12 protein-coding genes are annotated in these 14069 nt (G+C 71.8%); 8 read left to right on the top strand and 4 right to left on the bottom strand.

Features of this window, described 5'->3' with window-relative positions:
• Window positions 1–2: 2 nt before the first annotated feature.
• Both IEZ11_RS19530 and IEZ11_RS19525 read right to left on the bottom strand, forming a co-directional pair.
• Window positions 3–2921: a tetratricopeptide repeat protein gene (locus tag IEZ11_RS19530; RefSeq protein ID WP_189264251.1), complete on the bottom strand. Its 2919-nt coding sequence runs from the start codon at window positions 2919–2921 to the stop codon at window positions 3–5.
• Window positions 2918–4744, bottom strand: a complete 1827-nt coding sequence (locus IEZ11_RS19525) for an HSP90 family protein (protein ID WP_189264077.1) — start codon at window positions 4742–4744, stop codon at window positions 2918–2920. Before IEZ11_RS19525 ends, IEZ11_RS19530 begins: the two co-directional genes overlap by 4 nt.
• Window positions 4745–4913: 169 nt before the next feature.
• Here IEZ11_RS19525 and recG point away from each other — a divergent pair, with 169 nt between their 5' ends.
• From recG to mutM, 8 genes are all read left to right on the top strand, one after another.
• Complete coding sequence (gene recG / locus IEZ11_RS19520) at window positions 4914–7139, top strand: ATP-dependent DNA helicase RecG (RefSeq protein WP_189264076.1); 2226 nt, start codon at window positions 4914–4916, stop codon at window positions 7137–7139.
• Between the two features lie 136 nt (window positions 7140–7275).
• The gene (rsmD, locus tag IEZ11_RS19515) at window positions 7276–7863 is read left to right on the top strand and encodes a 16S rRNA (guanine(966)-N(2))-methyltransferase RsmD (RefSeq protein WP_189264075.1); all 588 of its coding nucleotides are present in this window, start codon (window positions 7276–7278) and stop codon (window positions 7861–7863) included.
• A gap of 26 nt (window positions 7864–7889) precedes the next feature.
• The gene (gene coaD, locus IEZ11_RS19510; protein WP_229713212.1) at window positions 7890–8369 is read left to right on the top strand and encodes a pantetheine-phosphate adenylyltransferase; all 480 of its coding nucleotides are present in this window, start codon (window positions 7890–7892) and stop codon (window positions 8367–8369) included.
• A 57-nt stretch (window positions 8370–8426) separates the two neighbouring features.
• Window positions 8427–9533 (top strand): F0F1 ATP synthase subunit B, encoded by a 1107-nt coding sequence (locus tag IEZ11_RS19505; RefSeq protein ID WP_189264073.1) that lies wholly within the window; start codon window positions 8427–8429, stop codon window positions 9531–9533.
• 165 nt (window positions 9534–9698) lie between these two features.
• The gene (locus IEZ11_RS19500) at window positions 9699–10349 is read left to right on the top strand and encodes a YceD family protein (RefSeq protein WP_189264072.1); all 651 of its coding nucleotides are present in this window, start codon (window positions 9699–9701) and stop codon (window positions 10347–10349) included.
• Window positions 10350–10351: 2 nt separating this feature from the next.
• Window positions 10352–10525, top strand: a complete 174-nt coding sequence (gene rpmF, locus IEZ11_RS19495) for a 50S ribosomal protein L32 (protein ID WP_007493396.1) — start codon at window positions 10352–10354, stop codon at window positions 10523–10525.
• A gap of 8 nt (window positions 10526–10533) precedes the next feature.
• Window positions 10534–11388: a ribonuclease III gene (gene rnc, locus IEZ11_RS19490; protein ID WP_189264071.1), complete on the top strand. Its 855-nt coding sequence runs from the start codon at window positions 10534–10536 to the stop codon at window positions 11386–11388.
• 81 nt (window positions 11389–11469) lie between these two features.
• Entirely contained in the window at window positions 11470–12330 is an 861-nt protein-coding gene (mutM, locus tag IEZ11_RS19485; protein ID WP_189264070.1) for a bifunctional DNA-formamidopyrimidine glycosylase/DNA-(apurinic or apyrimidinic site) lyase, read from the top strand.
• Here the strand turns inward: mutM and IEZ11_RS19480 are convergent.
• Together IEZ11_RS19480 and IEZ11_RS19475 are read right to left on the bottom strand one after the other, a co-directional pair.
• Entirely contained in the window at window positions 12303–12704 is a 402-nt protein-coding gene (locus IEZ11_RS19480) for a winged helix-turn-helix transcriptional regulator (protein WP_189264069.1), read from the bottom strand. The genes mutM and IEZ11_RS19480 overlap by 28 nt on opposite strands.
• A gap of 83 nt (window positions 12705–12787) precedes the next feature.
• Complete coding sequence (locus IEZ11_RS19475) at window positions 12788–13933, bottom strand: CAP domain-containing protein (RefSeq protein ID WP_189264068.1); 1146 nt, start codon at window positions 13931–13933, stop codon at window positions 12788–12790.
• Window positions 13934–14069 lie beyond the last annotated feature (136 nt).

Here is a 14069-nt window from a genome sequence, read left to right as displayed (position 1 = left end):
CCTCACTCCTCCGTGGGCTCCAGCAGCTGCCTGGCCTCCGCCCGCCTGGCCCGGACCGTCTCGTCGGCCGGGTCGGCGCCCTCGTAGGCGTCCAGCACCGCACGCGCGCGTGCCGCCGCGTCCGCCGGCCGGCTCAGGTCCGCCTCCAGCCAGCCCGCGGCCAGTTCGGCGCCGGTGCGGCCGTGCAGCCCCTCCTCGCCGAGCGCGCCGAACACCGAGACCGCCGCCGCCATCTCCGCGAGCGCCGCCTCGAACGCCTCCCGGATCGCCGGGTCGTCGGCGTCCTCCGGCACCGAACGGGCCAACAGGTCCCCGAACTGCCGGTGGGTGTGCCCGAGTTCACCGGCGAGCCGCTCGGCGGCAGCCGGATCCCCGACGGTCTCCAGAGCCGACTCGCACTCCCGGACCGCGTCCGCCATCAGCTGCCGCGCGCCCTGCGCCCCCGCCCCGGTCCGCAGCGCCAGCCACGCGCGGGCCCGCAGCGAACGCACCAGGAAGTGCACATTGCCCATCGCCCGCCACAGCTCGCCCGCCCGCGTGTACGCCTGGTCGGCCTCGGCGGGCAGCCCCGCGTTGCCCAGCGACTCGGCGGCCAGGTGGGCCAGGGTGGCGTGGTCGTGCTGCTCGGGCCAGTGCCGGGCGATCTCGGCCGCCTGCAACCGCCGTTCGGCCGCCGCACGGTGCTCGCCCAGCTCGCTCAGACAGTCCCCGAGCCACCACTGCGTCTGCACGACCGCGCCGTCGCCGTGCGTCTCGGCCCGCAGGTCGGCCAGCGCCGACTCCAGCACCTCGGCGGCCTCCGCGAACCGCTCCTGCCGCAGCAGGAAGCCTCCCAGCTGATGCCGGGCCCACGCGCCCAGCGTGCCGCTCTCCCCGGCCTCGTCGGCCCAGTGCGCGGCCTCCAAGGCATGCTCGGCGGCCTCCGCGGCCGCCCCCCGGCCGCCGACCACCTCGGCGAGCTGGAGATGCAGCTGCGCCCGCCCGACCGGCTCCACGTACGGCCCGCCGTGCTCCAGCGCCGCGCGCAGCGCCCGCTCCGCCTCGGCCAGGTCGCCCTGCTCATGGGCGAGCGCGGCCACCCGCACCTCGTACTCGACCGCGAACCATGGCAGTTCCGCGCCGACGAACTGCGCCGTGGCCTGCCGGAACAGCTTGCCCGCCCGCTCCCCGTCCCCGGCGTGCTCGGCCAGTTCGGCGAGCATCGCCCGCCCCTCGGCGGCCCGCGACACCAGCCGCACGTCGGACCCGCCGCGCCCGCCGACCAGCGCCAGCAGCTCCCGTACGGCCCGCTCGGCGTCCTCGGCGCCCGCGGACCGCTCGTGCACCCGGCGCATCAGGATCCGCGCCCGGCTCATCAGCACCGACGCCGTCTGCCGCACCCCGGTCGCGTCGTCGGCGTAGAGGGCCAGGATCCGGTCGTACGGCTCGTCGATCGCGGCCAGCGCCTCGTCCAGCTCCCCCGACAGCGCGCGGACGTAGGCGGCACGCGCGCGTGCCGCGATCGCCTCGCCCTCGTCGCCCGCCGCCGCGTACAGCTCCGCCGCCCGCTCGAACAGCCCGACGCCCTCGGGGCCGCGCCCCATCGCCGTGTGGTCGGCGATCTCCGCGCGGACGTACGTGTCCACCTCGGTCTCCTCGGCGGCCTCCGCGACCGCCGCCCAGGCCTCCAGCGCGTGCGGCCGGAGCGTGTCCGACAGCCGGCGCGCCTCGGCCAGCAGCGCGGGCAGCGACGGCTGCTCGGACTGCTCCGGCCGCTCCGGCGCGGGCGCCGCGACGTCCGGCGCGGGGAGCCCGACGGGCGCCGTCCGGGCCGCCCGCACACCCAGCGGCAGCCGGTCCGCCAGCGGCCGCTGAGCCATCCGCTCGCGCAACTGGTCGCCGACGTAGGAGGTGCCGTTGCGGGCGTCGAACCGCGCGGCCAGCTCCAGGGCCTCCACGCGCGCGTGCCCGGCGAGTTCCCCGGCGGTCCACGCCCGCCCGACGGGTCCCGGCACCCGCTGCCCGCCCAGCCCCAGCCCGGTCAGCCGGTCCATCAGCAGCGCCACCACCGCGAGGAACTCCATCCGGCTGCGCGGCTGCCCGGTGTCCGTGAAGTAGGCGGGACGTTCCGCCAGCAGTTCGAGACCGCGTGCCTCGTTGCCGGTCAGCGCACAGAACTCGACGTGGTCCGCGTAGGCGCCCCGCATGCTCTCCATGGGCCGGACGAGACGGAAACCCCGCAGATGGTGCGCCCGCGCCTCGTCGACGCGGCCGAGCCGCAACAGCGCCACCAGCGAGGACGCCAGGACCGTGTGCGGCTCGTGGGCGCAGCTGTACTCGCCGTCCAGCACCGGCCCCCACACCTCCAGGGCCTCCGCGTACCGGTCGTTCCTCAGATGCCAGCCGCCCTGCCCGTGCAGCTCGCACGCGTGACAGTCGGCCATCCGGTCCCGGTCCGCCGCCAGCCAGGCCGTGTACGCCCGCTCCGCGCGCGCCAGGTCGCCGACGTGCCCGGCGACACTGAACTCGGCGCCGCGCACCGCCCGCTCGGAGTGCCCGGCCAGCCGGTAGCGGTGCTCCATCTCGCCCAGCCACTTCTCGATCGAGGCGAGCGGGACGTGCGGCTGGTCGAGCATGCCGGCCGTCATCCACTTGAAGACCCAGTGCAGCGAGTGCGTCTCGTACTCGTCGAAGTCCTCGGGCCGCTCGTCCCACATCCGCAGCAGCCGCGCGAACGGGACGAACATCTTGTCCTTCTCGGAGCTGTAGTTGTAGACCTTCAGCTGGTGCCCGAGCGCCTCGATCACGGCGAGCGGGATGTCCAGCTTCTCGGCCGCCACCAGCAGCTGCTCGGCGCGCGCGTTGCGGGCGGGACCCTCCGGCTCCTCGGAGTTCTCCGCCAGCGCGTGGCGCAGCGAGTCGAAGTCAGCAATCTCCATCAGCGATCGCCTTCCCCATGAGTGGCCCACTCCAGGAGGCCGATGAACGAGCGGTTGAGCAGCGCCGAATCGGCCGGCCGCAGCGGACGCTGGGCCATCAGCAGCGCCTGACCGTAGAGCGACTCGGTGGCGGTGCCGATCAGCTCCGGGTCCTTGAGCGCGCTGATCCGCCGGATCAGCGGGTTGAGGTGGTTGAGCACCAGCCGGGCGCGGGGCGCGCTGCCGCGCAGCGAACCCAGGATGCCCGCCCACAGGTCGTCGGCCTGCTCCTCGGCCTCCGCGCGGGCCTGCTCATGGCGGGCGGCCCGGTCGTCGAGGTGCAGGGCGGGGACCGAGAGCGGGTGGAAGGCCCGCAGCACGATGTCGCACTGCAGTGGGTCCAGCTTCGCCCGCGCCACCCCCAGGAACCCCGCCAGCGCAAGCTCCTCCGCCGGGTCCACCGCGTCCAGATGCGCGGTCACGGTGTCCGCGTCCAGCTCCGCGACCACCGTCCCGGGCCGCACCGACGGAAGCGCCTCGACCAGCTCGCTGTCGTACGTGTAACCGCCGTTGACCACACCGACGCCCTGCGCGGAGGCGATCGGCGCGACCTGCCGGTACTCCTCGACCGTCCGCGTGAAGTGCACCACCGGGTGCCGCTGCGCGAACTCCTCCAGGGACAGCTGCCCGTCGGTGGTCTCGAAGGGGAGCCACGGCAGCATCGTCCGCAGCATCTCCTTGTCGTGCCGGGCCAGCGACTTCACACCCAGGTGATGCACGGACAGGAACGCGGAGAGCCGTTCCGGATCCCCGGCCGCAAGACCGGTCAGCCAGGACCGAATCCTTTCGCCCAGCGCCTCCCGTACGGCGGCCAGCGTCTCGTCCTCGTACAGCGACTCGCGCGAGGCGGTCGGCCGCAGACTGTCCGTGTCCAGGACACAGCGCACGAAGAACGCCCAGTCCGGCAGCAGCTGTTCGGCCCGCTCGGTGAGCAGCATGCCCTTGAGGTGCACACGATGCGTGGCCCGCTGCGCCGGACTCACCGCCGACGGCAGCACGTACGCCACCCCGCGGATCCCGGCCAGCGGCACGTCCAGCGCGATCGAGTCCAACGGCGTGAACCCGAACAGCTCGTGACAGTGCCGGGCCAGCGCCACCCGCCGGGTGCCGGGGGAGGGGTACGGCCGGTCCCAGGGCGCCGGCAGGTCGGTGACCGCCTCCTCGCCCACCCGTACGTCGTACGGCAGCAGCGACCCGAAGTCCCGCGCCAGCGCGAGCACCCGCCGCTCGTCCAGCCACTCCGCCGCACCCGCCCGCGCCACCAGGTGCACGGTGGTACCCGGCTCCGGCCGCGCCTCGGGCGCCAACGTCCGCACGGTGTACGACCCGTCGTCGCGCGCCGTCCACTCCACGGGCGGCGCGTCCGGCGTCCGGGCGCTGCGGCTGACCACCCGGATCCGCTCGGCGACCACGAAACAGGCCAGCAGCCCGATGCCGAACTGGCCCAGGAAGTCGGAGCGGGCCTCCTGGAGCCCGTCGCCCCGCTTGGAACTGCGCCCGATGGTCGCGAGCAGGCTGTGCACGTCCGACTCGGTGAGCCCGACGCCGCTGTCCTCCACCCGGAGGGCACTGCCGTCGGCGTACAGCCGCACCCGCGCCGGGGCGTCGGGCTGTTCGGCCCGTCTCGCGGTGATCGCGTCCACCGCGTTCTGCAGCAGCTCGCGCAGGTAGACCTTGGGGCTGGAGTACAGGTGGTGGGAGAGCAGGTCCACCAGACCACGCAGGTCGACCTGGAACGTATGAGGCGGCTGTGATGCCTGGGATGACTGTGAGGTCTGGGAGTCCATCGTCGCTGCGCCGGAGGGGGGAAGACGAGGTCGGCGCGGGGTCGGGCGGTCCCGGGTGGGGTGGTGACCGCGGAAGGATGGCCGGAGCGCGCCATCCTATGACTCAAAACGGCCGCCTGACCAGGGGTTTCCCGAGACATATGCGGCATTGTCAGTGGTGTGGTGTGCAATGGATCTCGTGCCCGCACTGGAAGAACCGCTGAAACAGCCGCTGAAGTCGGTGCTCGGCCCAGCCACCGCAAAGGTGATGGCCGAGCATCTCGGCCTGCACTCCGTCGGCAACCTCCTGCACCACTATCCGCGCAGATACGAGGAGCGCGGCCAGCTCACCCACCTCGCCGACCTGCCCATGGACGAGCACGTGACGGTGGTCGCCATGGTCGCCGACGCCCGGCTGCACACCTTCGCCTCCGCCAAGGCGCCCCGCGGCAAGGGCCAGCGCCTGGAGGTCACGATCACCGACGGCCACGGCCGGCTCCAACTGGTCTTCTTCGGCAACGGCGTGCACAAACCCCACAAGGAACTCCTGCCGGGCACCCGCGCGATGTTCGCCGGCAAGGTCTCCGTCTTCAACCGACGTCTCCAACTGGCACACCCGGCGTACGAGTTGCTCAGCGGTGACGACCCGGCCGAATCCGTGGAGAGCTGGGCAGGAGCCCTGATCCCGCTCTACCCGGCCACCGCCAAACTGGAGTCCTGGAAGATCGGCAAGGCGGTCCAGACGGTCCTGCCCAGCGCCCCGGAGGCCCTGGACCCCCTTCCGCCCGCCCTCCGCGAGGGCCGCGGCCTGGTCTCCCTCCCCGAAGCCCTTCTCAAGATCCACCGCCCGCACACCAAGGCGGACATCGCCGCGGCCCGCGACCGCCTGAAGTGGGACGAGGCCTTCGTCCTCCAGGTCGCCCTGGCCCGCCGCCGGCACGCGGACGCCCTGCTCCCCGCGGTGGCCCGCAGGCCGACCCCCGACGGCCTCCTCACGGCCTTCGACGACCGACTCCCGTTCACCCTCACGGACGGCCAGCGCACGGTCTCCAAGGAGATCTTCGACGACCTGGCGACGGAACACCCGATGCACCGCCTGCTCCAGGGCGAGGTGGGCAGCGGCAAGACACTGGTCGCCCTGCGCGCCATGCTCGCGACCGTCGACGCGGGCGGTCAGGCCGCCATGCTCGCCCCCACCGAGGTGCTCGCCCAGCAACACCACCGCTCGATCACGGAGATGATGGGCGAGCTGGCCGAGGGCGGCATGCTCGGCGGCGCGGACCACGCCACCAAGGTCGTCCTCCTCACCGGCTCGATGGGCACGGCGGCCCGCCGCCAGGCGATGCTGGACCTGGTCACCGGCGAGGCGGGGATCGTGATCGGCACCCACGCGCTGATCGAGGACAAGGTCCAGTTCCACGACCTCGGCCTGGTGGTCGTGGACGAACAGCACCGCTTCGGTGTGGAACAGCGTGACGCCCTCCGCGGCAAGGGCAGACAGCCGCCCCACCTCCTCGTCATGACCGCGACCCCCATCCCCCGCACGGTCGCGATGACCGTCTTCGGCGACCTGGAGACCTCGGTCCTCGACCAGCTCCCGGCCGGCCGCTCCCCGATCGCCACCCACGTCGTCCCCGCCGCCGACAAGCCCCACTTCCTGGCCCGCGCCTGGGAACGGGTCCGCGAGGAGGTGACCAAGGGCCATCAGGCCTACGTCGTCTGCCCCCGCATCGGCGACGACATCGACGAGGCGGCCGACCCGAAGAAGGCGAAGAAGTCGGCCGAGGACGAGGCGGAGAAGCGCCCGCCCCTGGCCGTCCTGGACGTGGCCGATCACCTCGCCAAGGGCCCGCTGACCGGACTCCGGGTCGAGGTCCTGCACGGCCGTATGCACCCCGACGACAAGGACGCGGTGATGCGCCGCTTCGCCGCGGGCGACACGGACGTCCTGGTGGCCACCACGGTCATCGAGGTCGGCGTGAACGTCCCCAACGCCACCGCCATGGTCATCATGGACGCGGACCGGTTCGGCGTCTCCCAGCTCCACCAGCTGCGCGGCCGCGTGGGCCGGGGCTCGGCCGCCGGTCTCTGCCTCCTGGTCACGGAGATGCCGGAGGCGAGCCCGGCCCGCCAGCGCCTGACGGCGGTCGCCTCCACCCTGGACGGCTTCGAGCTGTCGAGAATCGACCTGGAACAGCGGCGAGAGGGCGACGTCCTCGGCCAGGCCCAGTCGGGAGCCCGCTCCAGCCTGCGTGTCCTCGCGGTCATCGAGGACGAGGAGATCATCGCGGAGGCGAGGCAGGAGGCGACGGCCCTGGTGGCCGAAGACCCTGAGCTGACCGACCTCCCGGGCCTGCGAACGGCCCTGGACGCCCTCCTGGACGAGGAGAGAGAGCAGTACCTGGAAAAGGGCTAGCGGTGACCAACCCAGGGGCGCGGGGAACTGCGCGACCGGCCACGGACGAGCCGCACTCGCCGACGGCGGCCAAGCACCCCCTTCCTGGGGCTGCCAGACTGAACCCGCAAAGCCGCCCTCGAAGAAGGACCCCCCCATGACCCGCGTGATCGCCGGCGCAGCCGGTGGACGTCGGCTGACGGTGCCGCCAGGCACAGGCACCCGCCCCACCTCCGACCGCGCGCGCGAAGGCCTCTTCTCCACCTGGCAGTCCCTCCTCGGCGGCCCCCTGGACGGCGAACGCGTCCTCGACCTCTACGCCGGCTCGGGCGCCGTGGGCCTGGAGGCCCTCTCCCGGGGTGCCGGCCACACCCTCCTCGTGGAGGCCGACCCCAGAGCCGCCCGCGTCGTACGTGAAAACGTAAGGAATCTGGGCCTGCCCGGCGCCGAAGTAAGAGCGGGCAAAGCCGAACAGATCATCCGGACACCGGCGCCCGCGGAACCGTACGACATCGTCTTCCTCGACCCCCCGTACGCGGTCACAGATCACGATCTTCGGGAGATTCTCCTCACACTCCGCTCCGGGGGCTGGCTCGCGCCCGATGCCCTCGTCACCGTGGAGCGCAGCACCAGAGGCGGCACCTTCGGCTGGCCGGCCGGCTTCGAGGCCCTCCGGTCCCGTCGCTACGGCGAGGGAACGTTTTGGTACGGTCGCGCCGCCTCTACGTGCGAAGACGCACGATGACCGGACCGGAGAGCGAGGGATCACAAGTGCGCCGCGCCGTCTGTCCCGGGTCGTTCGACCCGATCACCAACGGACACCTCGACATCATTGCCCGTGCGTCCCGTCTCTACGACGAGGTCTACGTCGCCGTGATGATCAACAAGTCCAAGAAGGGCCTGTTCGAGATCGACGAGCGGATCGAGCTGATCCGCACGGTCACCGCCGACTACGGCAACGTCCGGGTGGAGGCGTTCCACGGCCTCCTCGTCGACTTCTGCAAGCAGCGCGACATCCCGGCCATCGTCAAGGGCCTGCGGGCCGTCAGCGACTTCGACTACGAGTTGCAGATGGCCCAGATGAACAACGGCCTGTCGGGCGTCGAGACGCTTTTCGTACCGACCAACCCGACCTACAGTTTCCTCTCCTCCTCGCTGGTCAAGGAGGTGGCCCAGTGGGGCGGCGACATCGCCCACCTGGTTCCGCCGGCCGTTCTGGAGGCCCTCAACAAGCGTCTCGGCAAGGACTGATGGGGCTACAGTCGTCCCGTCCGTCTCCAACCCAGCTGTAGAGAGTGGCGAGCACAGGTGGACGTGCAGAAGAAGCTCGACGAGATCGTGGGCTCGGTCTCCGGCGCCCGGTCCATGCCCATGTCGGCGTCGTGCGTGGTCAACCGCGCCGAGTTGCTCGCCATGCTCGAAGAGCTGCGCCAGGCGCTGCCCGGCTCGCTCGCGCAGGCCCAGGAGCTGATCGGTGACCGGGACCAGATGGTCGAGCAGGCCCGGATGGAGGCCGAGCGGATCATCGAGACCGCGCACGCCGAGCGCGGTTCGCTGATCTCCGACACCGAGGTGGCCCGCCGTTCGCAGGCCGAGGCCGACCGGATCCTCACCGAGGCGCGTCAGGAGGCCGAGGAGGTCCGCGCGGAGGCCGACGACTACGTCGACTCCAAGCTCGCCAACTTCGAGGTCGTCCTCACCAAGACCCTCGGCTCGGTCGGCCGCGGCCGCGAGAAGCTGCTCGGCACCGGCCCCGGCCTGGACGAGCAGGGCTACGAGGACGAGGACGCCCCCGAGCGCAGCCATGACCCCGAGACCCTGCGCCGGGACGCCGACGCGTACGTCGACGTCAAGCTCGGCGCCTTCGAGGCGGTCCTCGCCAAGACCCTGGAGGCGGTCGGCAAGGGCCGCGCCAAGCTGCACGGCCGGATCGCCTCCGACGACCTCGGCGCCCTGGCCGACGACACCACGACCTTCCAGCACTCCAGCGACGCCGACTACCTCGCCGACCTCGCGGCGCTCGCCGACCAGGACGACCGGGCGGCCCGCACGGCCCAGGCCGAGCAGCCCGCCGCCGCACAGTCCCCGCAGCAGCCGCAGTACGACCAGCACCCCGTGCAGCAGCCGGTGGCGCAGGATCCGTACGGCTACCCCCAGCAGCAGCCCGTCTACGCCCAGCAGGACGCGTACGGCTACCAGCAGGACCCCTACGGCTACCAGCAGGCCGATCCGTACGCCGCCGCCTACCAGGGCTACGACACCGGCCAGCAGCCCGTCTACGACCCCCAGCAGCAGCCGGCGGTCCAGCAGGCCCAGCACCACCAGTCGTACGACCTCGACGAGACCAGCCTCTTCGACACCAGCATGATCACGCCGGACCAGCTGCGGGCCTACGAACAGGGCCGGGGCCTGTAGAAACCCGGCGGAAGGCCGGCCGGCGGCAGCCGGCGGGCAGCCGGATTGGGCCGACAGCGAAAGGTCCAGTATCCTGGCTCTTCGGTCGCGTCTACGTCCGCGATCAACGCTGCCCGGTGACATCTCCGGGCGGCATCCCTCTGAACTCGAAGATCGAAAGCAGGAATGGCTCCTCACGCGCGCCTCGACCACCGCAACCCGTTCGTGTTCGACACACACGAGCTGGGGCGGCGTCCCGGTGCCTTGCAGCGCCTGACCCGCACGATCGACGCCCCCGAGGACTTCGGTATCAAGGGGGTCATCGGAGTGCCGCAGGGCGCCCCGGTGGAGCTCGAACTCCGGCTTGAGTCGGTCATGGAAGGTGTGCTCGTCACCGGCACCGCCCGTGCACAGGCCGAGGGGGAGTGCGTAAGGTGTCTGGAGCCGGTCGAGCAGGAGCTCGAAGCGGACTTCCAGGAACTGTTCTCGTACCCTGACGCCGACGACCGGGGCCGCGTGATCGCGGAACCGGGCGACGACGCCGAGGACGACGAGGACAGGTACTTCATCGAGGACGGCCTGTTCGACCTCGAACCCGTGCTGCGTGATGCGGTGGTGCTCGCACTGCCGATGCAGCCGGTGTGCCAGGACGACTGTCTGGGCCTGTGCTCCGAGTGCGGAGCCCGGCTCACGGACGACCCGGACCACCACCATGACGCCGTCGACATCCGTTGGGCGGCTTTGCAGGGACTCGCCAGTTCCACCAAGGACGGCGAGAAGGACGAGATGTCCGGCGCTGACGCGGAAGCGGGCGTCGACGAGAAGCAGGAGAAGTAGCCGTGGCTGTTCCGAAGCGGAAGATGTCGCGCAGCAACACGCGCCACCGCCGGTCGCAGTGGAAGGCTGCGGTCCCCACCCTGGTTGCGTGCGAGCGCTGCCACGAGCCCAAGCTGCAGCACATCGCGTGCCCGTCTTGCGGCACCTACAACAAGCGCCAGGTCCTCGAAGTCTGAGCGGCCAGGTGAGAGGCACTGTGTCCAGTCCCAAGAAGGGCGAAGAGCCCAAGGCGGACCTGACCGCCAAGAAGAAGGCGGACAGCACGGCCTCGTCCCACACGCTTCTGGAAGGGCGGCTCGGCTACAAGCTTGAGTCCGCCCTTCTGGTGCGTGCGCTGACCCACCGTTCCTACGCGTACGAGAACGGCGGCCTGCCGACGAACGAGCGGCTGGAGTTCCTCGGTGACTCCGTCCTCGGCCTCGTCGTCACGGACACGCTGTACACCACCCACCCCGATCTGCCCGAGGGCCAGCTGGCCAAGCTCCGGGCCGCGGTGGTGAACTCGCGTGCGCTGGCGGAAGTGGGTCGCGGTCTCGACCTGGGTTCCTTCATCCGGCTCGGCCGGGGCGAAGAGGGCACGGGCGGCCGGGACAAGGCGTCCATCCTCGCCGACACCCTGGAAGCGGTGATCGGCGCGGTCTATCTCGACCAGGGCCTCGACTCGGCGTCCGAGCTGGTGCACCGGCTCTTCGACCCGCTGATCGAGAAGTCCTCGAACCTCGGAGCCGGCCTGGACTGGAAGACCAGTCTCCAGGAGCTCACCGCGACGGAGGGCCTCGGCGTGCCCGAGTACCTGGTCACGGAGACCGGCCCGGACCACGAGAAGACCTTCACTGCTGCCGCCCGCGTCGGAGGCGTCTCGTACGGCACCGGCACCGGCCGCAGCAAGAAGGAGGCGGAGCAGCAGGCCGCCGAGTCCGCCTGGCGCGCCATCCGCGCCGCCGCGGACGAACGCGCCAAGGCCGCGGCGGCCGAGCAGGCCGCCAGGGCCGCGGCCGAGGAGGACGACGGCTCGCCGTCGTCCGCCGCCTCCGCCTGACGAACAGCGCAGCCCGAGCGCCCGCCACCGTTCCACGGAGGCGGGCGCTCGGACCGTCCACGGTCCTGCACGGGAGTCCCGATGCCTGAACTGCCCGAGGTCGAGGTCGTACGGCGCGGCCTGGAGCGATGGGTCGCCCATCGTGTCGTGGCCGAGGCCGAGGTCCTGCACCCGCGCGCCGTACGACGGCACCTGGCCGGCGCCGACGACTTCACGCACCGGCTCAAGGGCCACCGCATCGGCACCCCGAGCCGGCGCGGCAAGTACCTGTGGCTGCCGCTGGAGGACACCGACCAGTCGATCCTGGCCCACCTCGGGATGAGCGGCCAGCTGCTGGTCCAGCCGCACGCGGCGCCGGAGGAGAAGCACCTGCGCATCCGCGTCCGGTTCGCCGACGAGGTCGACACCGAACTCCGCTTCGTCGACCAACGCACCTTCGGCGGACTGTCGTTGCACGACAACACCCCCGACGGGCTGCCCGACGTCATCGCGCACATCGCCCGCGACCCCCTGGACCCGCTGTTCGACGACGAGGCCTTCCACCAGGCGCTGCGCCGCAAGCGGTCCACCATCAAGAGGGCGCTGCTCGACCAGTCGTTGATCAGCGGAGTCGGCAACATCTACGCGGACGAGGCGCTCTGGCGCGCCCGGATCCACTACGAGCGCCCGACCTCCGGCTTCACCCGGCCCCGCACCGCCGAACTCCTCGGCCACGTGCGGGACGTGATGAACGCGGCCCTGGCCGTCGGCGGCACCAGCTTCGACAGCCTGTACGTCAACGTCAACGGCGAGTCGGGGTACTTCGACCGCTCGCTGGACGCGTACGGCCGCGAAGGCCTGCCCTGCCGGCGGTGCGGTACGCCGATGCACCGGCGGCCCTGGATGAACCGGTCCAGCTACTTCTGCCCGAAGTGTCAGCGGGTGCCGCGCGTCTCGTCGTAACGCGCGCGGGCGGTCAGCACCTCGTCCATCCGGCTCTCCACGAAGTGGACGACGGCCAGCAGGCGGTCGGCGACCTCGCGGCCGAGCGCGGTGAGTTCGTAGTCGACGCGCGGCGGGTTGGTCGGCTGCGCCTCGCGGTGCACCAGGCCGTCGCGCTCCAGCGCCTGGAGCGTTTGGGAGAGCATTTTCTCGCTGACGCCGTCCACGCGCCGGCGCAGCTCGTTGAACCGGAACGACCCCTCGTGCAGTGCGCTCAGCGTCAGCCCGCCCCAGCGGCCCATGACGTGCTCAAGGGTGGTGCGGGAGGGACAGGCCCGTGCGAAGGCGTCATACGGGGGAACCGGCTCCGCGACGCTGTCCTGCGTGATGGTCATACGTCAAGCGTACGTGAGCACAGCGCTAACCGGCAGGGTGCGCTAACCACTGGTTAGCGCACCCTGCCGGTCGCCGGACCCGACTAGTACCCGAAGTCCTGCGTCCACCAGGGGCCGCCCGAACCGAAGTGCACCCCGACCCCGAGGGTCTTGAAGTCGCAGTTCAGGATGTTGGCGCGGTGGCCCTCGCTGTTCATCCAGGCGTCCATGACAGCCTGCGCGGTGGCCTGGCCGCGGGCTATGTTCTCGCCACCGAGGTTGGATATGCCGGCCGCCGCGGCCCGGTCCCACGGCGTCCTGCCGTCCGGGTCGGTGTGGTCGAAGAAGTCCCGCGCGGCCATGTCGGCACTGAACGCCTCGGCCAGGTCCGTCAGCGAGGAGTTCGCCGCCAGCGCGCTGCACCCGACCTTGGCCCGCTCCTCGTTCACCAGCTTCAGTACCTCGGCCTCGACGACGGCCGCCTCGGAGGAGGTGATCGGCGCGGCGGTCTTCACCGGCGCCTTGGTGGCCGTCTTGCTCGGGGTGGCCTTCGGTGCCGTGGACGCAGTGGCGGTGGACGCCGGCTTCTCGGTCGCCGTCTTCGTCGGGCTGGACGAGGCGGAGGCGGACGCGGAGGCCGAGGCGGACGCCGACTCGGATGCGGACGCCGACGGGGTGGGCGAGGCGGCACGCCGGTCGTCCCGGCTGGTCGAGGTGCCGGTGCCGCGGCTCTCGGCGCTGCCGGAGGTGCCGCCCTGCTCGCTGGCCGTGTTGGTGGGCGCTCCGTCGGCCTGCACCTGCTCGCCGCCGGTCGTGCTGCTGCCGCCGCCGAGCTTGTAGTTCTCCAGGCCGGGCACCACACCGGTGGCCACCGCCACCGTGCCGATGGCGACGGCGGCGGAGACCCCGAGCAGTCCGGTGGCCACGGGGCGCCCCGACCTCTTTCTGCGCCGGTGCCCGCGGTCCACGGAGCTCGCCCCGGCCGGGGAGAACTCCTCGACCGAGAAGACGGTCGTGTCGGAGGCCCCGGAGTAGCCGTCGTCGGTCGCGTACAGGTAGGTCGAGCTGCGGGCGTTGGCGGTGGCGTAGTCGTCCTGGTGCAGGTAGGCGGCCGTGCCGGTTCCGAAGCGGAGGCCCGCGTACGACTCCTGCGGATCGTGGCCGCCCGGGTACGGGCCGTCGTTCTCCGTGACCCCCGTGGCGCGGCCCGTGGCGGCGCGGCCGGCGGCGTGGCGTCGGTGGCGTCCCATGTCCTTGCCTTCTTCCCTCGTCCTCGCAGTCGGGGTCGACCAGGGGCCGGTGTGGCCAGTGACTCCTTCTGGTCGACCAGACTCACTCGATCGAGTGAGTTTCATATGAGTTTCGATGGGTGGGGACGGTACCCCA

Source organism: Streptomyces fuscichromogenes (assembly GCF_014645815.1).
In the GTDB taxonomy this organism is placed as follows: Bacteria; Actinomycetota; Actinomycetes; order Streptomycetales; family Streptomycetaceae; genus Streptomyces; species Streptomyces fuscichromogenes.
The sequence above is the reverse complement of the archived record's forward strand: the minus strand, read 5'-3'. Positions and strand labels throughout refer to the sequence as shown.

Bases quoted from the DNA above. Each gene is read 5' to 3' on its own strand.
- recG (WP_189264076.1), top strand. From the start codon at position 4,914: ATGGATCTCGTGCCCGCACTGGAAGAACCGCTGAAACAGCCGCTGAAG.
- IEZ11_RS19480 (WP_189264069.1), bottom strand. From the start codon at position 12,704: ATGACCATCACGCAGGACAGCGTCGCGGAGCCGGTTCCCCCGTATGAC.
- mutM (WP_189264070.1), top strand. From the start codon at position 11,470: ATGCCTGAACTGCCCGAGGTCGAGGTCGTACGGCGCGGCCTGGAGCGA.
- IEZ11_RS19475 (WP_189264068.1), bottom strand. From the start codon at position 13,933: ATGGGACGCCACCGACGCCACGCCGCCGGCCGCGCCGCCACGGGCCGC.
- IEZ11_RS19525 (WP_189264077.1), bottom strand. From the start codon at position 4,744: ATGGACTCCCAGACCTCACAGTCATCCCAGGCATCACAGCCGCCTCAT.
- rsmD (WP_189264075.1), top strand. From the start codon at position 7,276: ATGACCCGCGTGATCGCCGGCGCAGCCGGTGGACGTCGGCTGACGGTG.
- IEZ11_RS19500 (WP_189264072.1), top strand. From the start codon at position 9,699: ATGGCTCCTCACGCGCGCCTCGACCACCGCAACCCGTTCGTGTTCGAC.